Genomic DNA, 21,090 nt, shown 5'->3' with positions numbered 1-21,090 from the left:
CTCACGGAGGACATCATGCGCAAGATCATCAACTCGACGTACGTGTCGCTCGACGGCGTCATCGAGAACCCGCAGAACTGGACTTCGGCGTACTTCCAGGACGAGGCCGCCGGCTACGCGCGGGATCTGCTGTTCTCCTGCGACGCCCTGCTGATGGGGCGCAAGACGTTCGAGGGCTTCTCGCAGGCGTGGCCGGCGATGGAGGAGTCGACCGGTGACTTCGGCGTCCGGATGAACACCCTGCCCCACTACGTCGTGTCCGACTCCCTGAAGAAGCCGGCCTGGGGCGACTCGACGGCGATCCCCCGGTCCGAGGCCGTCGCCGAGCTCACCAAGCTCAAGGAGCAGGACGGCCAGGACATCCTGCAGTACGGCTTCGGCCCGGTGTCGCGCACGCTCGTGGAGCACGGCCTGCTGGACGAGCTGCGCCTCTGGATCCACCCCGTGATCGTCGGCCCCGGCGACCCCGAGGAGCTGCTCACCCGGAAGGGCTTCGCGGCATCGTTCGAGCTGGCCGACACCAAGGTCTTCACGACCGGCGTCATCATCGCGACCTACGTCCCGGCCGCCAAGTAGCTCAGCGGCCGGCGAGGACGGCCCGGAGGATCTCCGGCGTGCGGGACGGCGGTTCGGCCTGGACGCCGAGCTGGTTCAGGACGTCCCGGTAGCGGGCGATGTCGGACGCCCGGTCCGGGTAGAGGGCGCCGGTGAGCTGCTCCAGGTAGACGATGTCGGGCAGTTCGGGCTCGGCGAACCGGAGCAGCGTCACCGGGCCGCCCTCGGCCGCGTGCCCTCCGGCCGTGAACGGCAGGACCTGCACGGTGATGTTGGGCAGCGCCGCCATCTCGATCAGGTGCTCAAGCTGGGCGCGCATCGTGGCGGGGCCGCCGACGACGCGGCGCAGCACCGCCTCGTCCAGGACGGCCCACAGCTTCAGCGGCTCGCGGCGGTCGAACACGCGGCGGCGCGCCATGCGCAGTTCGACCCGCCGCTCGATCTCGGCCTGGGACGCCTCGGGGTGGCGGGCGGTGATGAGTGTGCGCGCGTAGTCGGGGGTCTGCAGCAGCTCCGGGACGTTCTGAATCTCATAGACACGGATCACGACGGCGCCCTGCTCCAGGCCGAGGTAGGGCTCGAACCAGCTGGGCACCACGTCGCCGTACACCTGCCACCAGCCGGGGGTGTTGGCGTGTTCGGCCAGCTCCAGAAGCTCCTCGCGGACATCGGGGTCGGTCACGCCGTAGAGGGTCAGGAGGTCGGCGATGTCGCGTTCCTTGAAGCCGACCCGGCCCAGCTCCATCCGGCTGATCTTGGAGTGCGAGCCGCGGATCTCATAGCCCGCGGCCTCGGTGGAGATCCGGGCGGCCTCGCGGAAGCGGCGCAGCTGCGCGCCGACCAGCATCCGCAGCACGGTCGGCCCGGCGGTCCGGTGGTCCTGCACGATGGGGATCGACTCGTCCGGATGTCGGCTCATGCTCCCGCGCACCCCCGGACCGATGCTAGATCTTCCACGGGATGCCTCCTCGGCGTGCAAGAAATCTTCCTACGGAGAAGAAAGTTACCCGCAGGTGGACCGCTTGCCCACCGGTCTGAACATCCTGATTTGTGGCGACTTGCGGTTTTTGAACCGGATGCCCGAGCGACACCACACTGACCTGGCACGATTCCGGTTCCGAAAAGAAAACCGAAAAAATCCGGGCGAGATGTCGATCCGTTCACCCCATGTTCGACGCGTCAGCGAAGACCGGGGATGACCCGGGCAAGGACACAAGGAGGAAACAGCATGCGGTTCATGATGATGACCACGGACAACGGCCCCGACGACGCGCCGCCGGACGAGAAGCTCCAGGCGGAGATGGGCAAGTTCATCGAGGAGATGGCCAGGGCCGGGGTGCTGCTCGCGACCGGCGGGCTGGAGCCGTACGGCACCCGCATCACCTCGTCCAGCGGCAAGATCACCGTCACCGACGGCCCGTTCGCCGAGGCCAAGGAGGGCGTCGTCGGCTTCGCCCTCATCGAGGTGCGCAGCCGGGAGGAGGCGATCGAGCTCTCCAAGCGGTTCTGGTCGATCGTCGGGGACGGCACGGGCGTCATCAAGCAGGTGTTCGGCCCGGAGGACCCCTTCCCGGGGCAGTGATCGGCCGCTGAGCTTGCGCGGCGGCCGGTGCGGGTGCTCTCATCGGCGGCGTGACGGCTTCGGACGAACCCCCCGCGCACGGATCATCCGCGTACGGGCCGGACGTGCGCGGATCCGCCGCGCACGCGAGCATCGACGCGGTGTGGCGGCTGGAGGCGGCGCGCATCATCGCCGGGCTCGCCCGGATGGTGCACGACATCGGGCTCGCCGAGGAACTCGCGCAGGACGCGCTGGTCGCCGCGCTCGAACAGTGGCCGGAGTCAGGCGTCCCGGACAACCCGGGCGCCTGGCTCATGGCCGTCGGCAAGCGCCGCGCGATCGACCGCATCCGCCGGGAGCGGCGGTTCGAGCACAAGCTGGCGGAGATGGGCCGCGACCTGGAGACGCGGCCGGCGGCGGAGTTCGACGTCCCGGACGACGAGCACATCGAGGACGACGTCCTGCGGCTGATCTTCACGGCCTGCCATCCCGTCCTGTCCGTGCAGGCGCGGGTCGCGCTGACGCTGCGGATGCTCGGCGGCCTCACCACCGAGGAGATCGCGCACGCGTTCCTCGTCTCCGAGCCGACCGTGGCGCAGCGGATCGTCCGGGCGAAGCGGACGCTGTCGGAGGCGGGCGTGCCGTTCGAGGTGCCCGAGGGGCCCGGCCGCGCGGCGCGGCTGTCGTCCGTCCTGGAGGTCGTCTACCTGATCTTCAACGAGGGGTACGCGGCCAGCGGCGGCGGCGACTGGGTGCGGGCGGACCTGTGCCAGGAGGCTCTGCGCCTCGGCCGCATCCTCGCCGAACTGGCGCCGGGTGAACCCGAGGTGCACGGGCTCGCCGCGCTCATGGAGATCCAGGCGTCCCGGACACGCGCGCGCACCGGGCCGTCCGGCGAACCCGTCCCGCTCATGGAGCAGGACCGCGGCCGCTGGGACCGGCTCCTCATCCGCAGGGGATTCGCGGCCCTGCTCCGCGCGAAGGCGATCGGCGAGCCACCCGGCCCGTACGTCCTGCAGGCCGCGATCGCCGCCTGCCACGCGCAGGCACCCACCGCCGAGGACACCGACTGGGCACAGATCGCGTCCCTCTACGCGGTCCTCGCGAGCGTCGCCCCGTCCCCCGTCGTGGAACTGAACCGCGCGGTCGCCGTCGGCATGGCGCACGGCCCGGACAAGGGCCTCGCACTCGCCGACGCGCTGGTGGACGAGCCGTCCCTGCGCGGCTACCACCTGCTGCCGAGCGTCCGCGGGGACCTCCTCGCCCGGCTCGGCCAGCTGGACGAGGCCCGGACGCAGTTCGAGCGCGCCGCGGAACTGACCCGCAACGCGCCCGAACGCAAGATCCTGCTGGAGCGGGCCGCCTCCTTGCGCCGCCCCGCTCAGTAGCCCTTCACCTGGTAGGAGTTGACGACCTTCGCGAACTCCTGGAGGTCGTACATCCCGACTTCGCCGTCACGTCCCTCCTCCACCTGCGCCCGGTTGGCCAGCGCGAGGTCCTGGTTGGCCTCGATGTACCCGCGCAGCTCCCGCTCGTAGTTCGCGAACGCGGCGCGGTGGTCGCCGCCCGCCGCCTTCAACTCCCCCGCGAGGACGTACGCGCCGACGATGGCCATGCTCGTGCCCTGCCCGGACATCGGCGACCCGCAGTATCCGGCGTCCCCGAGCAGGACGACCCGGCCCCTCGACCACGAGTCCATGCGGATCTGCGCCATCGAGTCGAAGTGGAAGTCCTTCGCGTCCCACATCGTGCGGATGAGCTCGGGCAGCACCCAGCCGCCGCCGGCCAGCGCGTCCGCCATGATCTTCTTCTGCGCGGCGATGTCGCGGTGGTCGTAGTCGATCGGCTTCTCGGACTCGAAGCCCAGGAAGACGCGGAGTTCGGTGTTGCCCCGGACGCTCATCACGCCGCCCCAGTTGCCGGCCGGTGTCCGGTGGCCGATCTGCCAGCGGTCCAGGCCGAGGAAGTTCGGGGCCGTCCACACCGCCAGGTAGGGGCCGAGGTGGGAGAGGAAGTCCCGCTCCGGACCGAACGCCAGCCGGCGGGTGTTGGAGTGAAGGCCGTCCGCGCCGACGACCAGGTCGAACGTCTGGATCGCCCCACTGTGGAAGATCACCCGGACGCCGTCGTCGTCCTGCTCCAGCCCGGCGATCGAGTCGCCGTACAGGTACTCGATGCCCTCGCCGGCCGCGTCCGCGAGGATCCGCGACAGGTCCTCGCGGAGGATCTCGATGTCGGGGCTGCTCAGGTCGCCGCCGGTGAACGTGTACTCCTCGGTGCGGTGAAGCTCGGCGCCGCCGGCGTCCACCATGGACATTCCGCGCATCTCCACGCGCTGTTCGCGGATCCGGTCCAGGACGCCCATCCGCTCGGCGACGTCCAGTGCCGGGCCGCGCACGTCGATCGCCTGGCCGCCGAGCCTCAACCCCGGCATCAGTTCCACGACCGTGACATCGAAGCCGTAGCGGTTCAGCCAGTACGCCAGTGCGGGGCCGCCGATGCTCGCGCCGGAGATGAGGACCCTGCTGTTCTTCATGGACGGGGTGTTCTTCATGGACGAGGTGTTCGTCATGGACGGCTCCCGAATCAGTGGCGGGACGTGTTCCCGCGTCGTCCGCAAAGCTGCCCGCATCCGCTGACAGGCCGCATACCGTCCGCTGACAGAGGCCGGTGGGTCGCTGTCAGCCCCGAACTGTGTTTGGGTGATGATGCAGGACGGAGCCCCGGAGAGGACCACCGAGTGATCTCTCGTTCAGACATCGAAGACGCGGCGCACCGGGTCGCCGGCCATGTCCGCCGCACTCCGCTCATCGAGGTCGATCCGGCCCCGGTCGCGCCCGCCGGGCGGATGTGGCTGAAGCTGGAACTGACCCAGCACACCGGGTCGTTCAAGGCACGCGGCGCGTTCAACCACATCCTCGCCGCGCGGGACGGGGACCGGCTCCCGGACGCGGGCGTCGTCGCGGCCTCGGGCGGCAACGCGGGCCTCGCCTTCGCCTACGCCGCGGCACAGGCGGGGGTGCCCGCCGAGGTGTTCGTCCCGGAGACGGCGCCCGCGGTGAAGGTCGCCCGGCTGCGCGCGCTCGGCGCCGCGGTCGTCCAGGTCGGAACGCGGTACGCCGAGGCGCAGGACGCCGCCACCAAGCGCGCCTCCGACACCGGCGCCCTGTTCTGCCACGCCTACGACCTGCCCGAGGTCTGCGCCGGGCAGGGCACGCTCGGCCTGGAGATCCTGGAGCAGACCGGCGGCGAGGTCGACACCGTCCTGCTCGCGGTCGGCGGCGGAGGGCTGATGGCCGGTGTCGCCGCCGCCCTCGAAGGCCGCGCCCGCGTGGTCGGCGTCGAGCCCGAGACCATCCCGACCCTCGAACGGGCCCTGCACGCGGGACGCCCGGTCGATGTGGAGGTGTCGGGGATCGCCGCCGACTCGCTCGGCGCGACGCGGCTCGGCGACATCGCGTTCTCGGTCGCGACCCGCACCGGTGTGCTGCCCGTCCTCGTCCCCGACCAGGCGATCATCGAGGCCCGCCGGCTCGTCTGGGACGAGTACCGCCTGGCCGTCGAACACGGCACCGCCGCCGCGGTCGCCGCCCTGCGCACCGGCGCCTACCGCCCGGCCCCGGGCGAACGGGTGATGGTCGTCCTGTGCGGCGCCAACACCGATCCGTCCGACCTGGTCACCCGGCCTTGAAGGGCTGAGGCGGCAGCGGCCGGGCACGGGCGGAGCCGGCGGCCCGGCCCGCCCGCGAACCGGGCCGGGCGGGTCAGCCGAGCAGATCGGCGAGGGTCTCGCGCCGGGAGGGATGGCGCAGCTTGTGCATGCCCTTGGACTCGATCTGCCGGATGCGCTCGCGCGTCACCCCGTAGACCTTGCCGACCTCTTCCAGCGTCTTCGGCTCGCCGCCGGACAGCCCGAACCGCATCGAGATGACGCCGGCCTCGCGTTCGGTGAGCGTCTCCAGGACGGCGTCGAGCCGGCCGCGCAGCATCGAGGACGCGACGACGTCGGCGGGGTCTCCGCCGTCGGGGTCCTCGATGACGTCGCCGAGTTCGCCGTCGCCGTCCTCGCCGAGCGGGGTGTGCAGCGACACCGGCTCCCGGGCCTGCCGCCGCAGCCACTCGACCTTCTCGGTGGTGACGTCCAGTTCGGCGGCCAGTTCCCGCGAGGTCGGCTCGCGGCCGAGGTCCTGCATCATCCGCCGCCGGACGCGCGTCATCCGGTTCAGCACCTCGACGACGTGCACCGGGATGCGGATCGTGCGGCTCTGGTCGGCCAGCGCACGGCTGATCGCCTGCTTGATCCACCAGACGGCGTAGGTGGAGAACTTCAGGCCCCGGCGGTACTCGAACTTCTCCACGGCGCGGATCAGCCCAAGATTGCCCTCTTGGACGAGGTCGTTCAGCGGTAGGCCGTGGCCCATGTAGCGCTTGGCGAGCGATACGACGAGCCGGAGGTTGGCCTCGACCATGTGCTCCTTCGCGCGCGCACCGTCGGTGGCGATCCACTCCAGGTCCTCTTTGTCCTGGAAGCTGAGGTCGTCGCCGAGGGTTTCGAGGCGTTGGCGGGCGAACAGGCCGGCCTCGATGCGCTTGGCCAGGTCGACCTCCTGCTCGGCGGTGAGCAGCGCGGTGCGCCCGATGCGGGACAGGTAGTCCTTCATCGGGTCGACGAGGTTCACGGTGGCGCGGCGGGACGCGCTCGGCGCGTGGCTGGCGTTCAGGGCGGTGTCCTTTGCTCGTCCGGCCTGGAGGGAACGGGTCACCCGATCTCGGTACCCGCCTGCCCCGCGACATAAACTTAGGCCGGACCTATATATGTAGCAAGGATATTTTTAGGTCGAACTATGAGAGTATGCCCGCATGGGACTGCGGGAGATGAAGAAGCAGCAGACGAGGCAGAACATCTCGAACCAGGCGACGCGCCTCTTCCTGCGGCACGGCTTCGACCGGGTGACGATCGCCGACGTCGCGGCGGCGGCGCAGGTCGCGAAGATGACCGTGACCAACTACTTCCCCCGCAAGGAGGACCTGGCACTCGATCTGCACGAGGAGTTCGTCGGCCGGCCGGCCCGCACGGTCGCCACGCGTGCGCCCGGCGAGTCGGTGCTGGCCGCGCTGCGCCGCGCGTTCCTGCAGGCCGTCGACCGGCACGATCCCGTGATCGGGTTCGGCGGCCCCGGCTTCGCCCGCATGATCACCGAGAGCCCGGCGCTGGCCGCCCGGCTCCGCGAGTTCCACGAGGAACGCGAGGACGCTCTCGCCGCCGTCCTCGCCGAGGAGACCGGCGCCGCCCCGGGCGATCCGCTCCCCCGCCTGGTGGCCGCCCAGCTCGGCGCCGTCCACCGCGTCCTCTTCCAGGAAACCCTGCGCCGCACCCTGAACGACGAAACACCCGAAGAGGTGGCCGCCGCCCTCACCAAGTCGGCGGCCACCGCCTTCGAGCTGCTGGCACCGTCCCTGAGCACCTACGCCGTCCGCTCCTGAACCGGCGCCACCGCGGGGAGGGGTCAGCCGGGCCGGATCACCAGGAGCAGGTCGCCCGCCTGGACGGGGGTCGCCTCGGGGACGGCCAGGCGGGCCACCGCGCCGGCCACGGGGGCCGTGATGGCGGCCTCCATCTTCATGGCCTCGATGGTGGCCACCACGTCACCGGCGGCGACCTCGTCGCCCTTGGCGACGCGGAGGGTCACCGAGCCGTCGAAGGGCGCGGCGACGTGGCCGGGCTCGGCGGGATCGGCGCGTTCGACCGGCGGCACGTCCGCCACAACGGACTTGTCGCGGACGGCCAGGGTGCGCAGCTGGCCGTTCACCGTGCAGATGACCTGCCGGACGCCCGCCTCGTCGATGTCGCCGACCGCCTCCAGCCCTGCCAGGACGCGGACACCGGGTTCGAGGTCGAACGCGACCTCGTGGCCCGTGCGCAAGCCGTAGAGGAAGGGGCCCGTGGGCAGGACGGAGAGGTCGCCATAGGCGGCACGGGATTCGCGATAGTCCTTGGCGGGCCCGGGGAAGAGCAGGCGGTCCAACGTGTCGCGAACCTCGGAGCCGGCAAGGGCCTTCTCTTCGGCGCCGTCCAGTTTGGCTCTGGCGGGGGTGTACTGGCGTCCGGCAAGGGCCTTGGTGCGGAAAGGCTCGGGCCAGCCACCGGGCGGGTCGCCCAGCTCGCCGTTGAGGAACCCGATGACGCTGTCGGGAATGTCGTAGCGGTCGGGGTTCTCGGCGAAGTCGCCGGGGTCGGCGCCGGCGGCGACGAGATGCAGGGCCAGGTCCCCGACGACCTTGCTGGACGGGGTGACCTTCACGAGCCGCCCAAGGATCGCGTCAGCCGCCGCGTACAGGCGCTCGACCTCCTCGAAGCGGTCGCCGAGGCCGAGCGCGACGGCCTGCTGCCGCAGGTTGGACAGTTGCCCACCCGGGATCTCGTGCTGGTAGACGCGTCCGGTCGGCGCCGGAAGGCCCATCTCGAACGGCGCGTAGAGCTTGCGGACGGCCTCCCAGTACGGCTCCATGACGGTGAGCGCGTCCAAGTCGATGCCGGTGGCGTGGTCGGTGAAGTCGGTCGCGGCCACGATCGCCTGGAGGGGCGGCTGACTGGTGGTGCCCGAAAGGGGCGCGGCGGCCCCGTCCACGGCGTCCACCCCGGCTTCGATGGCGGCGAGGTAGGTGCCGATCTGGCCGCCCGCCGTGTCGTGGGTGTGGAGGTGGACGGGCAGGTCGAAACGCTCGCGCAGGGCCGTGACCAGGGTGCGCGCGGCAGGAGCGCGCAGCAGGCCGGCCATGTCCTTGATGCACAGGACGTGGACCCCGGCCTCGACCAGTTCCTCCGCGAGCCGCAGGTAGTAGTCGAGCGTGTAGAGCCGTTCGTCCGGGGACGACAGGTCGCCCGTGTAGCAGAGGGTCCCCTCGACGAGCGCGTGGGTCTGGAGCGCGGCGTCGATGGCCGGACGCATGCGTTCCACATCGTTCAGAGCGTCGAACACACGGAAGATGTCGACACCCGTACTGGCCGCCTCCTTCACGAAGGCGCGCGCCACCGAGTCGGGGTACGGCGTGTATCCGACGGTGTTGCGCCCGCGCAGAAGCATCTGGATGCACAGGTTCGGGGCGGCTTCACGGATCGCGGCCAGCCTGTCCCAGGGCGACTCGCCCAGGAAGCGGAGCGCGACGTCGTAGGTGGCCCCGCCCCATGCCTCGATGGAGAGAAGCTGCGGGGTCATGCGGGCCAGGTAAGGCGCGGCTGCAAGCAGGTCGTAGGTACGTACTCGCGTGGCCAGGAGCGACTGGTGCGCGTCCCGGAACGTCGTATCGGTGACGGCCAAGGCGCTCTGGTTCCGGAGCTGCTCGGCGAACGCGCGCGCGCCGAGCGCCAGGAGCCGGTCACGCGACCCCTCCGGGAACGGGCCGTCCAGATCGAGCAGCGGCAGCTTCGTCGCCGGATCCAGATCGGTCGGCGCCTCACCGTGCGGCTTGTTGATGGTGACGTCCGCCAGGTACCGGACGAGCCGCGTCGCGCGGTCGCCGCTCGACCGGGCCGTCAGCAGGTCGGGATGGTCGGCGATGTAGGACGTCGTGACGCCGCCCGCGCGGAAGTCCGGCTCGTCCAGCAACGCCCGCAGGAACGGGATGTTGGAGGCGACGCCGCGGATGCGGAACTCGGCGACGGCCCGGCGCGCCCGCCGCACCGCCTCCTCGAACGTCCGGCCCCGGCAGGTCAGCTTCACCAGCAGCGAGTCGAAGTGCGGGGAGACGATCGCACCGCCGTACGCGGTGCCGGTGTCGAGCCGCACCCCGGCGCCGCCCGGCGACCGGTACGCCGAGATCTTGCCGGTGTCGGGACGGAACCCGTTCGCGGGGTCCTCGGTCGTGATACGGCACTGCACGGCGAAGCCGCTGACGGTCACCTCCTCTTGCGCGATGCCAAGGTCGGCCAGCGTCTCACCACCCGCGATGCGCAGTTGGCTCTGCACCAGGTCGACGCCTGTGACCTCTTCGGTCACGGTGTGCTCGACCTGGATGCGCGGGTTCATCTCGATGAACACGTGCTCGCCGCGGTCGTCCACGAGGAACTCCACGGTGCCGGCGTTCTCGTAGCCGATCTCGCGGGCGAACTTCACGGCGTCCTCGCACAGCCGCTCCGCCACCTCCGGCGCCAGGCGAGGCGCGGGAGCGATCTCGACGACCTTCTGATGGCGGCGCTGCACCGAGCAGTCACGCTCCCGCAGGTGAACGATTTGCCCGGAACCGTCCGCGAGGACCTGCACCTCAATGTGGCGGGGACGGTCCACAGCCTGCTCTAGGAAGACCGTGGGGTCACCGAACGCGCTCTCCGCCTCACGGCGTGCGGTGTCCACCGCGGCCGTCAGTTCTTCGCGGTGGTCAACGCGGCGCAACCCCCGCCCGCCACCGCCCGCCGCGGCCTTCACGAACAGCGGGAAACCGACCTCGTCGGCCGCCTCCAGCTCCCGTCCGGGCTCCGGCGTCGCCGAACGCAGCACCGGCAGGCCGGCACGGCGCGCCGCCGCGACCGCCTCGATCTTGTTGCCGGCCAGACTCAGCACGCGGGACGGCGGGCCGACGAACGTGATCCCGTTGCGCTCGCACGCCGCCGCGAGTTCCGGGCTCTCCGACAGGAACCCGTAGCCGGGGTAGACGGCGTCGGCGCCGACCCGCAACGCGGTCTCCACGATCCCGTCCACGTCCAGGTAGGCGCGGACGGGATGGCCGTGCTCGCCGATTTCGTACGCCTCGTCCGCCTTCTGCCGGTGCAGGGACAGCCGGTCCTCGTGCGCGTAGACGGCGACGCTGGCGATGCCGAGTTCGTAGGCCGCGCGGAAGGCGCGCACGGCGATCTCGCCCCGGTTGGCGACGAGCAGCTTTCTGATCAACGTTTTTCTCCCAGGAGACGGCTCGGGTGCGGCCGCCCGCACCCGCCGGCCTCCCGGGCTCCACGCTGAGCCGCTCGTGGCGTGACCAACCCGGCGGGCGAACCGGATCTCCGGATACCTACCCGGCCCGGCGGCCCGGCGGCCCGGACGAGACCTGGGAACAAAGCGCCAGATGGCACCTAGAGCGAAAAACGCACGTTTGTTCCTGCGCTGAGCGGTTCCAGGGGCCCACAACCGGATCCGGACGTGAACAAAAGGGCCGATCACTCGGAATAGTGAGAAGGGATCTTGCAGTTGCAACTACCGTGCGAACTCCGGCGTACGGGGTAGCACCATGTCCACCACCTGGAGGTGAACAGTGCCGAGCAGCATCCCCAGCACCCGTTCCAACCGTGAACGCAAACATGTGAAGACCACGTCCTTGCGCGCCCTCGCGGTGGCGGCGCAACTCGAACGCAACCACGCCCTGGAGGGTCCGCCGGGCAAAGTGGACGGCCGGGTGGAGTCTCGTCCGGAGCGACGGACGCCCGACCCGGCCTGACGCATCGTTCCCTCGGCATCCCGGCCAGGGGGATGCCAAGCCCCCGTGCAGGCGCACGGGGGCTTGGCATTCTCCGTGGGTCTAACCCTCTGCCCTGTCGAAGATGCTGTGGACGGCGGCGCGCGCGCGTTCCGTCCCCACACTCTCGACCATCGCGGTGAGGTGTTCCGCACCGAGCACGGCCAGAAGCGCATGGGCCACGGCCTCGCCGTCTGGGGCGGCCTCACCCATCTGGTCGAGGAGGATCGTCAGATGCCGATGCCAGAACCCGTAGGCGCCAATGCGGTACCTCGCCCCTGGCGAGGCGGTCTCCGACATGCGTACGAGCGACAGATGGTCCAGGACATAGTCCAGGTAGGTGTCGGCGAAGGCGTGCAAACGCTCAGACGGCGAGGCCCCTGTGTCGCCCTCTCCCGGCCCCAGTGGAGATGGCCCGGAGAGGATCGCGTCCTGCAAGGCACGTTCGCGTTCGTTCAGAAGGGCCACGGCCAAGCCCGCCTTGTCCCCGAACCGGCGGAAGAGGGTTCCCTTGCCGACGCCGGCCGCGGCGGCGATCGCGTCCATCGAGACCGATTCGACCCCGTGCCGGGCGAAGAGTTCGGCGGCGGCGTCCAGCACCTTCGCGCGGTTGCGCGCGGCATCGGCGCGTTCCTTGGGTGGCGGCGTCCGCATCAGTTCAAGATCGACGCGCCGCCCACCCGCGGTTTTCCCGTCCATCAACGTCTCCAGACCAAGCTAATCGGACCATGGTCCCATCAATTCCCGGGTGCCGGAGACCCCGGTACCCGCAGGCGCTAGATCAACTACTTCGCGGAGCGCCTACCATCATGTGCCCATAGTCTTGCGGATGAGCGGGAAGCGACGGGGAGCGAGTGGTGTGACGGACAGGACGATGCCGGACGCCCTTCCACTGCGGTCGGGGGACCCGAAAGAGCTGGGCGGATACGAGATCCTGGGCCGCCTCGGGGAGGGCGGCCAGGGCGCGGTCTTCCTGGGCAGGCCCGCGGACGCGGCCGGCACGGTCCGCCCCGGCGACCATGTCGCGATCAAGCTGCTGCACGGCGGCCTCGCCGGTGACGCGTCCGCCCGCGCGCGCTTCGTCCGTGAACTGGAGGTCGCCAAGCGCGTCGCAAGATTCTGCACCGCGCAGGTGCTCGACGCAGACGTCGCCGGGGATCAGCCCTACATCGTCAGCGAGTACGTGCCGGGCCTGTCCCTGCACCATGTCGTGCGGACGGAAGGCCCCCGCACGGGCGGTGCGCTCGAACGCCTCGCCATCAGCACCCTGACCGCTCTCACCGCGATCCATCAGGCCGGCATCGTCCACCGCGACTTCAAGCCCCACAACGTGATGATGGGACCGGACGGGCCACGCGTCATCGACTTCGGCGTGGCGCGCGCGCTGGGCGCGGCCGGTGAGACGCAGAACGTCGGCACCCCTGCCTACATGGCGCCCGAGCACTTCACCGGCGGCGAGGTCGGACCCGCTGCCGACATGTTCGCCTGGGGCACGACCCTGTCGTTCGCCGCCACGGGGCATCCCGCGTTCGGCAATGACGAGATGGCCACGGTCATGCACCGCATCCTGACCGGCGAGCCTGATCTCGGCGACCTGCCGAGCCCGTTGCGGGAGCTGGTCCTGGCGTGCCTGGCCAAGGAACCCGCGCAGCGTCCGACCGCGCGCGAGGCGCAGGAACGCCTGGTCGGCGCCGCCAGCGGCGCACCGCCGGCCGCATCGCCCATTCCGCCGCCGCCCGCCTTCCCCGGGCTCCCCGCGGACGGCCCCGCGCCGCAGGGTTCGACGGACCCGCATGCCTCTCCTTCCGTGATGGCGGGCGCCGTCCTGCCTCCGGAGCACGCCACGGACCCGTCCGGCGTCCGAAGCCGGACGGCGCCGCAGCCGCCGCCCCTCACCCCCTTCCAGACACCCGACGCGCCCCCTCCCGGCCCGGGTCAGGGCTCAGGCGGCGGGAAGCGCGGACGCCTCCTCGTGCCGATCGTCGCCGCGGCCGCGGTCGCGGCGGTCGTCATCGGAGGGGGTGCGGTCTGGGCCGCGACCGGAGACAGGCACGACGAGGGCAGGGAACGGCGGGGCGCGGCGGCCGACCAGAACCAGGGCGCGCAGGAGCCCGCCGGGGCCGCGAACGCCGCCGGCGGCGCCGCACAGAACCCGGCCAAGAAGCCGGGGCAGCCCCAGACCAACAAGAGCGAAGACCCCACGTCCCCTAACTCGTCCACCAAGCCAACTCGGCCGAACGAGTCGAAGCCCACGAACGGCACAGGCGGAGGAGGCGGCGGCTCCACACCCGTCCAGGAGCCGCCCAACAAGTACACAGCGCAGCAGGTGTGCAACAGTGGCGGCCACGGGAGCGGCTACTACGTGCAGCGTTCGTTGAGCGTCTCTGGCGGCGTCGCCTACCTGCTCTACAGCAACGGCTCCACCTACAACTGCGCTGTGACCATCAAGACGCAGAACGTCGGCAAGAAGTCTCCGGTGTCGGTGTGGATCCAGAAGCAGGGCGGCGGCCCCATCGCCGACAGCGGGTCCTTCGCCTGGTATGCGGGGGCCGTGTACGTGAAGGCGCCGGGGGCGTGCGTCCGGTTCGGCGGGAACGGCCGCAGCGCGCCCTACGGCAACTGCGGCTGAATCCGAGCGAACCGAATCCGAGCGAAAAGGCCACCCCCACGCCTGGGGTGGCCTCTGCGTGTCCGCGGCCGGGTCGACGTTCGGTGCTCCGGAGCCGACCCGCCGCTGTTCGGCTGACTGGCGGTTTTCCCGAGGTGGTTCAGCTACGGGAGACGATGAGATGGTCGAAGTCGCCGTCCTTGGCTCCAAGGATCAGCGCCTCTATCTCGGGGCGGGTGTAGATGAGGGCGGGACCGTCGGGATGGCGGGAGTTTCGCATCGCCACCCGCCCGCCGGGCAGTTCGGCGATTTCCACACAGTTCCCCTGGGAGTTGCTTCGCCGGGACTTCAGCCACTGTGCCCCGAGGAGCTCGGCGGCGGGCATCCCGTTGTCGTAATCGGTTTGGAGCATCATGTCTCTCTGAGAAGATCACCGAGAAGCTCGACGGTGCGTTCCGGGGTCGCACTGTCGACGCACAGGCGTTCCATCGCCTGCAGATAGGTGTCGACGTCGTCGCGCTTGTCCAGGTACATCGCGCCGGTGAGGTTCTCGACGTAAACCACGTCCGGCAGGTCCTGCTCGGGAAAGCGCAGGATGGTGAAGGCCCCTCCCTCGGCGGCGTGGCCCCCGAACCTGAACGGCATGATCTGGATGGTGACGTTGGGCAGCTTGGACATCTCGATGAGGTGCTCGAACTGGCCCCGCATCACCTCCGGGCCGCCGATGGGACGTCTCAGCGCCCCCTCGTCCACCACGGCCCACAGGCGCGGCGCGTCCGGGCCCGTGAGACGTTCCTGTCGTTGCAGGCGCAGGTCCACGCGCTGGTCGATCTCGTGTTCGGCGGCTCCGGCGTTGCCCAGGCGGATCACCGCACGCGCATACCCCTCCGACTGCAGCAGTCCCGGGACGAACTGCAGTTCATATGTGCGGATCAGCGCCGCCGACTCCTCCAGGCCCACGTAGGTCTGGAACCAGCCGGGCAGCACGTCGTTGTACCGGTGCCACCAACCGGGGGTGTTGGCCTCCCGCGCAAGCTGTAGCAGCGCCTCGCGTTCCACCTTGTCACTGACGCCGTACAGCGTGAGCAGGTCGTCCACATCGCGTTCTTTGAAGCTGACCCGGCCGAGTTCGAGGCGGCTGATCTTCGACTCCGACGCACGGATGACGTAGCCGGCCTCCTGACGGGTCACGCCCTTCTGCTCGCGCAGACGGCGCAGCTGCGACCCGAGCAGGATTCGACGTACCGTCGACCCGCTTCCCGGCGTCTCTGGAGTCACGCCCAACCTCCCGGCTATTCGGCGGACAGCGAACCTAGTGTGCCACTGGGCTGAGTGTCCTGCGGTTACCTCCGATCGCCCGTGTGCGCTCCGCGTCACCCCGCACCCGACACCCGGATGCACGTGCATTGGGCCTTGCATTCGCACGCTACGATGCGTAGGATAACGCACGAGACTTCCGAGCCACGGCTGCACAACGAGATCACTCTGCGGGGTCCGGTGGAATGACGTCACGCCAGGCGCACGACGACACGCGATGGGAGCTCGGCCCTGTCGCGGGGCCGGCAGGCTCACTGGATCACACTGGGCGATCGACGCCCGTTCCCGAGGCCATCCCCGTTCCCGAGTCCACGGACCTGCCCCCGCGGCTGGACATCGCCGTCACGGCGCTGACCGAATTGCGCGGGTCCACGGTGTCCTTCACGGTCGCACCCGATCCGGAATCGGTCACCGAGGCCCGGCACTTCGCCCTCGCCCGGCTCGCCGAATGGCATCTCACCGAACTCGCCGACGACGTCGGCCTCGTCGTCTCCGAGCTCGTCACGAACGCGCTACGGCACAGCGGAGGGGGGAACCCATGCGGGCGGCCGGGCGTCGACGTGCACCGCGAGGGCGTGTACAGCGACCCGGCCGACCCGCTGGGCTCCGCTCCGTCCGCGATAAGGCTGCGCATAGCCCACGAGGCTCCCTGGCTCCTCTGCGGCATCATGGACGCCAGCCGGGCGGCACCGCGCCGTAAGGAACCCGACTTCATCGCAGAGACGGGGCGCGGGCTCCACCTCGTCGAGTCGTTCAGCGTCCGGTGGGGCTGGAGGGCTCTGGGCCGCGGCAAGATGGTGTGGGCATTGTTCCGTTCCCCTTAGAGGGGACGTACTTGACCGACGGGCGTAACGGCGCGCGACAGGGGTAGCTATTCATTTCCCCCGCGGGCACCCGACCGGGCCCGACGAGACGAGCGGACGAGAGGAGCACCCCGTGGACTTCGCCGTCGAGCACCGCGTCGAAAACGGCCTCACAGTCGTCAAGATCAGCGGCGAGATCGACGTCTTCACCAGCCCCCGGCTGCGGGAAGCCCTGCTCGACATCATCGACAGCGGCGGCTTGCACCTTGTCATCGACCTGAGCGAGGTGACGTTCCTGGACTCCACCGGCCTCGGTGTCCTGGTCGGCATCTTCCACCGGCTCCGCGCACGCGACGGCTCGATGTCGTTCATGGGCGTCAACGACCGGGTGCGCCGGGTCTTCCACGTCACCCAGCTCACCAAGATCTTTGTCCTGCACCGGTCACTGGAGGACGCCATCGCGGCGCACGAGTCCGCCACCCGCTGACCCACCTTCGCTCCCTTTCGTCCCTGCTTGTACCACTTCGTTGGGCGGGTTATCCACAGGTTCGCGCGGACACGCCCCCCGCCGGACATACCCGGTACGGTGAGACCGAGATCAAGCCCGCCGCCCAAGCCCGCCGCCGGGGCACGTCCCACCGACGCGCGGTGCCGGCCGCAACTCCGAAACGGACGGGAGCGCTCCGTGGCAGAACAGCCGCTGCATGAGCACACGCTCGGCAATGGCCTGCGCGTGGTGGTCTGCGAAGACCACGTCGTACCACTGGCCGCCGTGAACATCTGGTACGGGGTGGGCTCACGGCACGAGCGGCCCGGCCGGACCGGGCTCGCCCACCTCTTCGAGCACCTGATGTTCCAGGGCTCGGCGAACGTCGCCGAAGGCGAGCACGCCGCGCTGCTGGAGAGCGCGGGCGCCACGTTCAACGCCAGCACGTCGTTCGAGCGCACGAACTACTACGAGACGGTGCCGGTCAGCCACCTGGAGCTGGCGCTCTGGCTGGAGGCCGACCGGATGGGCACGCTGCCCGCCGCGCTCACCCAGACCAACCTCGACAACCAGCGCGACGTGGTGAAGAACGAACGCCGCCAGCGCTACGACAACCAGCCCTACGGGACGGCGTTCGAGCGGCTGTGCGCGCTGACGTTCCCCGAGGGCCACCCCTACGCGCACACGCCGATCGGCTCCATGGAAGACCTGGACGCCACCACCCTCGCCGACTGCACCGACTTCTTCGCCACCTGGTACGCGCCGGGGAACGCGGTGCTGTCCGTCGTGGGCGACGTCGACCCGGCCAAGACCATCGAGGCCGTGGAACGTTACTTCGGCGGCCTCCCCGCGGGCCCGGAGCAGCCCGCCGCGCGTCCCGGCGAGCTGGGGCCGCTGGCGGGCGTCCGCGAGGAGACCCTGCACGAGGACGTCCCGTCCCCCGCCTACTTCGCGATGTTCACGCTGCCCACCGATGGTGGCGACGACGTCGAGGCGGCCGAGCTCGCGGTCGAGATCCTCGGCGGCGGCTCCGGCTCCCGCCTCTACGACCGGATGGTGCGGCGCGACCAGATCGCCACCGAGGTGTGGGCCGGGGTGACCCGGCTCGCCTCCGGCCCGTCCCTGGCGATCGTGGACGCCATCGGGCCCGAGCCCGACAAGATCGCCGCCGTGCTGGACGAGGAGCTCGAACGGCTCGCCACCGAGGGGCCGGACGCCGACGAGACCGCCCGCGCCACCGCGCAGGCCGAACGCGGCTTCCTGGAGCAGACCGAGACGGTGACCGGCCTGGCCAACGCGCTGTCGCAGAACGCCACCCAGTTCGACGACCCGGCCCGGGTCTTCACCGCCCCCGGACGCGCCGCCGCCGTCACCGGGGAGGAGATCAAGCGGATGGCGGGCCGCTGGCTCGCCCCGGGCGCCCGCACCGCCCTGACCTACGGAGGCACCTCGTGAGCAGCGGCCTGGCACTGCAGCCCCGTCCCGTCCCCGGTCCCGTCCCGGCCTGGGCGTTCCCGGCCGGCGTCGAGGGCCGCGTCCCGGCCGGCCCGGCGACGCTCCGCTGCGACCTGCCCGGCCGCCGCCTCGCCGCGGTCCGGCTCGTCCTGCACGCGGGCGCGGGCCGCGAACCGGCCGGGCTCGACGGCGTCGCGACGCTCGCGGCGCACGCCCTGATGGAGGGCACCGAGCCGGGCGGCGGCACCGCGCTGACCGCCGCGTTCGAACGGCTCGGCGCCAGCTTCTACGCGCACGCCGACCTGACCGCGCTGCGGGTCGCGCTGGACGTGCCGACCTCCCGCCTCGGCGCCGCCCTGGAGCTGTTCTCCACGGTCGTGCGGCATCCCGCGATGGACGACGCGGACGTGCGGCGGCTCGTCCGCGAACGCCTGGAGGAGATCGCCCAGGAGGACGCCGATCCGGGCACGCGCGCCATGCGGGAACTGCGCGCGGTGATGTTCCCCTCCGCGGCCCGCGCGTCGCGCCCGACGGGCGGCGGCCGCTCCTCGGTCGGCGCGCTGCAGGGGGCGGACATCCGCGGCTTCTACGGCTCGGTGGTGCCCGCCGAGGGCACCGTGGTCGTCGCCGGTGACCTTTCCGGGACCGGCGCCGACACGGCGCTCGCCTCCGCCCTGGAGGGCTGGGCGAACACCGGTGAGCACCTGCCGACCGCCGACCGGACCATGCCCGAGTCGCAGGCGCGCATCGTCGTCGTCGACCGTCCCGGGTCCGTCCAGACCTACCTCAGCTTCGGGCACGGCGTCCCCGACCGTTCGCACCACGACTGGCCCTCCCTCACAGTCGCGGCCCACGTGCTGGGCGGCGGCCTCACATCCCGCCTGAACGCGGTGCTGCGCGAGGAGAAGGGCTACACCTACGGCATGCGGGCGGGCCTGCTCCGGATGCGGCACTGCGGCCTCTTCATCGCCCAGGGCGCCGTCCACACCGAGGTCACCGCCGACGCCGTCGCCGACGCGCTGACCGAACTGCGCGGCGTCGTGTCCCGCGGCATCGACCCGGAGGAGCACGGCTCGTCCGTCCGCGCGCTGGCCGACCGGGCGCCCGCCGAGTACGAGACGGCCCGGTCCGTGGCCGCCGAACTGGCCGACGCGTCCGCGAACGGGCTGGGCGCGGGCTACCCGAGCGCCTACCTGGCCGCCGTCCGCGCCTCCACCCCGGAGGGCGTGGCCCGCGCCTACCGCAAGCACGTCGACCCGGAGGCCCTGACCGTCATAGCCGTGGGCGACGCGTCCCAGATCCGCGAACCCCTGGAGAAGCTCGGCTACGCCCCCGTCACGGTGACCGCCAAGGAGGAGTGACCATCCCGGCCGGCGGGCGGTTCACCGACCATGGGGGAACGGCCCGCCGCCGGCGGCGGGAGGGAGATTCGAGGTTCCGCTTCAGGGGTGAACCGATGGCATGGTGAAGTAGATCTAACTTGCGTGGCCCCGGGCGCGCGGGCTGGAGTGCGGCGAGGAGGACGTCCTCGCGGTCTGGAGAAGGGAACGGCCGGTGTCCTACGGGCAGATGGCGGGCGGCGGTCCGTCCGTCGACACGATCCTCGCGGAGCCGAACTGCAAGCCCGGCGGGGTCGTGGCGGGCAAGGTGCACCTGCGCGGCGGCTCCGGTCCCGTGGAGATCCGGCATGTGACGCTGGCGCTCATGCCCCGCATGCGGAACGGCCACGGCGGCGAGACCGCGGGCCCCGAGGTGTACCGGGGCGCCCTCACCCGCGGCTTCCGGCTGGAGGCCGCGCAGCAGCGCGACCTCGCGTTCTCGATCCCGCTGCCGTACGAGCTGCCGTTCACCACCGTCCTCGGGCATGAACTGCCGGGCTTCACGATCGGGATGTGCACCGAGGTCGACGCCGCCGGGCAGCCCGACCCCGGCGACATCGACCCGATCTCGGTGGAGCCGCTGGAGTCCCAGCAGTGGGCCCTGGCCGCGATCGCCCGGCTCGGCTTCCAGATCACGAACGTGACGTTCGAGTCGTCGAAACTGCGGGGCGTCGCCCAGCGGCTGCCGTTCCACCAGGAGATCCACCTCAACCCGCCGCCCGCCTACCAGGGACGGATCGACAAGGTCGGGCTGAGCTTCGTCGCCAGCCCGCGCAGCATGGCCTTCGTGCTGCGCGCCGAGGACCGCGACACCCCGCGGGACGAGTCGTTCGGCGTGTTCCAGGTCGCGCACGCCGAGGCCGCCGAGACGGACTGGAACGCCAAGATCGGCGAGTGGCTGGAGGCCGCCGCCGCGCTCCCGCGCTCGTCCCGGCCGGGCGGTCCCCCGCCCGGGCAGGCGCCCCTCCCGCCACCCGGCGACCCCGCGCCCTTCCCTCCCCCGCCGCCGTCGCCGGGAGAACCGGCCGCCGCGTCCTACGGCGGCCCCGGCGCGTACGGCCGGCCGGGCAACGCCCAGTTCCCGCCGCCCGCACCCGCCCCCGGCGAGGCACCCGCCGCCATGCACGCCCCCGGCCATATGGCCCCGCCCGGTCCAGGCCCCGGCTACCCGCCGGGCCCCGGTCAGGGCCAGGGCCCCGCCTTCCCTCCGCCGCCCCCGGGCACCCCGCCGATGAACGCGCCCATGCCCGGTCACGCCGCCCACCCCCCAATGCCGGGCAGCCCGCCACCCCCACCAGGCCACACGCCGCAGGGCAACCCGCCACCCCCGTTCCCAGGCGGCGCGCCCGCACCCGGCCATCTCCCCCACGGCGCCCCTCCTCCGCCCGCGCCGCCGGGACCCGGTGGGATGCCCGCACCGGGGCAGGTCCCGCCCGGCGTCGCGCCGCCTCCGGCGCCGCCCGGGCCGTACGGGCCGGGGC

General features: G+C 71.4%; 19 protein-coding genes. 12 read left to right on the top strand and 7 right to left on the bottom strand.

The genetic code is table 11. The features are described from left to right. Positions 1-15: 15 nt before the first annotated feature. On the top strand, positions 16-576 hold the full coding sequence (locus AF1_RS06935; protein ID WP_067794173.1) for a dihydrofolate reductase family protein: 561 nt from the start codon (positions 16-18) through the stop codon (positions 574-576). A 1-nt stretch (position 577) separates the two neighbouring features. On the opposite strand, the gene AF1_RS06930 is transcribed toward AF1_RS06935, so the two are convergent. After that, the gene (locus AF1_RS06930; RefSeq protein WP_067794220.1) at positions 578-1,474 is read right to left on the bottom strand and encodes a helix-turn-helix domain-containing protein; all 897 of its coding nucleotides are present in this window, start codon (positions 1,472-1,474) and stop codon (positions 578-580) included. A gap of 309 nt (positions 1,475-1,783) precedes the next feature. Here AF1_RS06930 and AF1_RS06925 point away from each other — a divergent pair, with 309 nt between their 5' ends. Both AF1_RS06925 and AF1_RS06920 read left to right on the top strand, forming a co-directional pair. Continuing rightward, positions 1,784-2,137, top strand: a complete 354-nt coding sequence (locus AF1_RS06925) for a YciI family protein (protein WP_067794172.1) — start codon at positions 1,784-1,786, stop codon at positions 2,135-2,137. A 50-nt stretch (positions 2,138-2,187) separates the two neighbouring features. Further along, positions 2,188-3,504 (top strand): RNA polymerase sigma factor, encoded by a 1,317-nt coding sequence (locus AF1_RS06920; protein ID WP_407642220.1) that lies wholly within the window; start codon positions 2,188-2,190, stop codon positions 3,502-3,504. Here the strand turns inward: AF1_RS06920 and AF1_RS06915 are convergent. Beyond that, positions 3,498-4,688, bottom strand: coding sequence for an FAD-dependent monooxygenase (locus AF1_RS06915; protein WP_242608844.1), 1,191 nt, complete (start codon positions 4,686-4,688; stop codon positions 3,498-3,500). The two genes, AF1_RS06920 and AF1_RS06915, sit on opposite strands and share 7 nt — an antisense overlap. A gap of 168 nt (positions 4,689-4,856) precedes the next feature. On the opposite strand from AF1_RS06915, the gene AF1_RS06910 reads away from it, so the two are divergent. Beyond that, positions 4,857-5,807, top strand: coding sequence for a threonine/serine dehydratase (locus tag AF1_RS06910; RefSeq protein ID WP_067794169.1), 951 nt, complete (start codon positions 4,857-4,859; stop codon positions 5,805-5,807). A 73-nt stretch (positions 5,808-5,880) separates the two neighbouring features. Here the strand turns inward: AF1_RS06910 and AF1_RS06905 are convergent, their stop codons facing one another. Then, positions 5,881-6,879 carry an RNA polymerase sigma factor gene (locus AF1_RS06905; protein WP_067794168.1) on the bottom strand — a complete coding sequence of 333 codons (999 nt, stop codon included), beginning with the start codon at positions 6,877-6,879 and terminating at the stop codon, positions 5,881-5,883. A 97-nt stretch (positions 6,880-6,976) separates the two neighbouring features. Between AF1_RS06905 and AF1_RS06900 the strand changes: the two genes are divergently transcribed. Continuing rightward, entirely contained in the window at positions 6,977-7,600 is a 624-nt protein-coding gene (locus AF1_RS06900) for a TetR/AcrR family transcriptional regulator (protein ID WP_067794167.1), read from the top strand. A 23-nt stretch (positions 7,601-7,623) separates the two neighbouring features. Here the strand turns inward: AF1_RS06900 and AF1_RS06895 are convergent, their stop codons facing one another. Next, entirely contained in the window at positions 7,624-11,001 is a 3,378-nt protein-coding gene (locus AF1_RS06895) for a pyruvate carboxylase (protein WP_067794166.1), read from the bottom strand. A 358-nt stretch (positions 11,002-11,359) separates the two neighbouring features. On the opposite strand from AF1_RS06895, the gene AF1_RS34155 reads away from it, so the two are divergent. After that, complete coding sequence (locus AF1_RS34155; RefSeq protein ID WP_131732678.1) at positions 11,360-11,542, top strand: hypothetical protein; 183 nt, start codon at positions 11,360-11,362, stop codon at positions 11,540-11,542. 81 nt (positions 11,543-11,623) lie between these two features. On the opposite strand, the gene AF1_RS06890 is transcribed toward AF1_RS34155, so the two are convergent. Continuing rightward, on the bottom strand, positions 11,624-12,259 hold the full coding sequence (locus AF1_RS06890) for a TetR/AcrR family transcriptional regulator (protein WP_067794165.1): 636 nt from the start codon (positions 12,257-12,259) through the stop codon (positions 11,624-11,626). Positions 12,260-12,419: 160 nt separating this feature from the next. Between AF1_RS06890 and AF1_RS06885 the strand changes: the two genes are divergently transcribed. Further along, positions 12,420-14,189 carry a serine/threonine protein kinase gene (locus AF1_RS06885; RefSeq protein WP_165488388.1) on the top strand — a complete coding sequence of 590 codons (1,770 nt, stop codon included), beginning with the start codon at positions 12,420-12,422 and terminating at the stop codon, positions 14,187-14,189. A 139-nt stretch (positions 14,190-14,328) separates the two neighbouring features. Here the strand turns inward: AF1_RS06885 and AF1_RS06880 are convergent, their stop codons facing one another. Beyond that, a complete protein-coding gene (locus tag AF1_RS06880; protein WP_067794219.1) occupies positions 14,329-14,580 on the bottom strand; it encodes a DUF397 domain-containing protein in 252 nt (83 codons plus the stop codon). After that, a complete protein-coding gene (locus AF1_RS06875) occupies positions 14,580-15,401 on the bottom strand; it encodes a helix-turn-helix domain-containing protein (RefSeq protein WP_084262527.1) in 822 nt (273 codons plus the stop codon). The genes AF1_RS06880 and AF1_RS06875 overlap by 1 nt, the downstream gene beginning before the upstream one ends. A gap of 269 nt (positions 15,402-15,670) precedes the next feature. Here AF1_RS06875 and AF1_RS06870 point away from each other — a divergent pair, with 269 nt between their 5' ends. The 5 genes from AF1_RS06870 to AF1_RS06850 form a co-directional block, all read left to right on the top strand. Then, positions 15,671-16,309 (top strand): ATP-binding protein, encoded by a 639-nt coding sequence (locus tag AF1_RS06870; protein WP_084262520.1) that lies wholly within the window; start codon positions 15,671-15,673, stop codon positions 16,307-16,309. Between the two features lie 112 nt (positions 16,310-16,421). Then, positions 16,422-16,775 (top strand): STAS domain-containing protein, encoded by a 354-nt coding sequence (locus AF1_RS06865; protein ID WP_067794162.1) that lies wholly within the window; start codon positions 16,422-16,424, stop codon positions 16,773-16,775. A 198-nt stretch (positions 16,776-16,973) separates the two neighbouring features. Further along, on the top strand, positions 16,974-18,230 hold the full coding sequence (locus tag AF1_RS06860) for a M16 family metallopeptidase (RefSeq protein WP_067794161.1): 1,257 nt from the start codon (positions 16,974-16,976) through the stop codon (positions 18,228-18,230). After that, entirely contained in the window at positions 18,227-19,591 is a 1,365-nt protein-coding gene (locus tag AF1_RS06855; RefSeq protein WP_067794160.1) for a M16 family metallopeptidase, read from the top strand. The genes AF1_RS06860 and AF1_RS06855 overlap by 4 nt, the downstream gene beginning before the upstream one ends. Before the next feature lie 193 nt (positions 19,592-19,784). Then, positions 19,785-21,090 (top strand): sporulation protein (locus tag AF1_RS06850; RefSeq protein ID WP_067794159.1); only part of this gene is annotated, 1,306 nt, incomplete at its 3' end.

The sequence above is a fragment of the Actinomadura formosensis NBRC 14204 genome (assembly GCF_001552155.1).
GTDB classification, from domain to species: Bacteria; Actinomycetota; Actinomycetes; order Streptosporangiales; family Streptosporangiaceae; genus Spirillospora; species Spirillospora formosensis.
Note: the sequence above shows the minus strand (reverse complement) of the source record. Positions and strands in the feature narration are given on the sequence as shown.

Bases quoted from the DNA above. Each gene is read 5' to 3' on its own strand.
- AF1_RS06935 (WP_067794173.1), top strand. From the start codon at position 16: ATGCGCAAGATCATCAACTCGACGTACGTGTCGCTCGACGGCGTCATC.
- AF1_RS06930 (WP_067794220.1), bottom strand. From the start codon at position 1,474: ATGAGCCGACATCCGGACGAGTCGATCCCCATCGTGCAGGACCACCGG.
- AF1_RS06925 (WP_067794172.1), top strand. From the start codon at position 1,784: ATGCGGTTCATGATGATGACCACGGACAACGGCCCCGACGACGCGCCG.
- AF1_RS06915 (WP_242608844.1), bottom strand. From the start codon at position 4,688: ATGACGAACACCTCGTCCATGAAGAACACCCCGTCCATGAAGAACAGC.
- AF1_RS06900 (WP_067794167.1), top strand. From the start codon at position 6,977: ATGGGACTGCGGGAGATGAAGAAGCAGCAGACGAGGCAGAACATCTCG.
- AF1_RS06890 (WP_067794165.1), bottom strand. From the start codon at position 12,259: ATGGACGGGAAAACCGCGGGTGGGCGGCGCGTCGATCTTGAACTGATG.
- AF1_RS06880 (WP_067794219.1), bottom strand. From the start codon at position 14,580: ATGCTCCAAACCGATTACGACAACGGGATGCCCGCCGCCGAGCTCCTC.
- AF1_RS06870 (WP_084262520.1), top strand. From the start codon at position 15,671: ATGACGTCACGCCAGGCGCACGACGACACGCGATGGGAGCTCGGCCCT.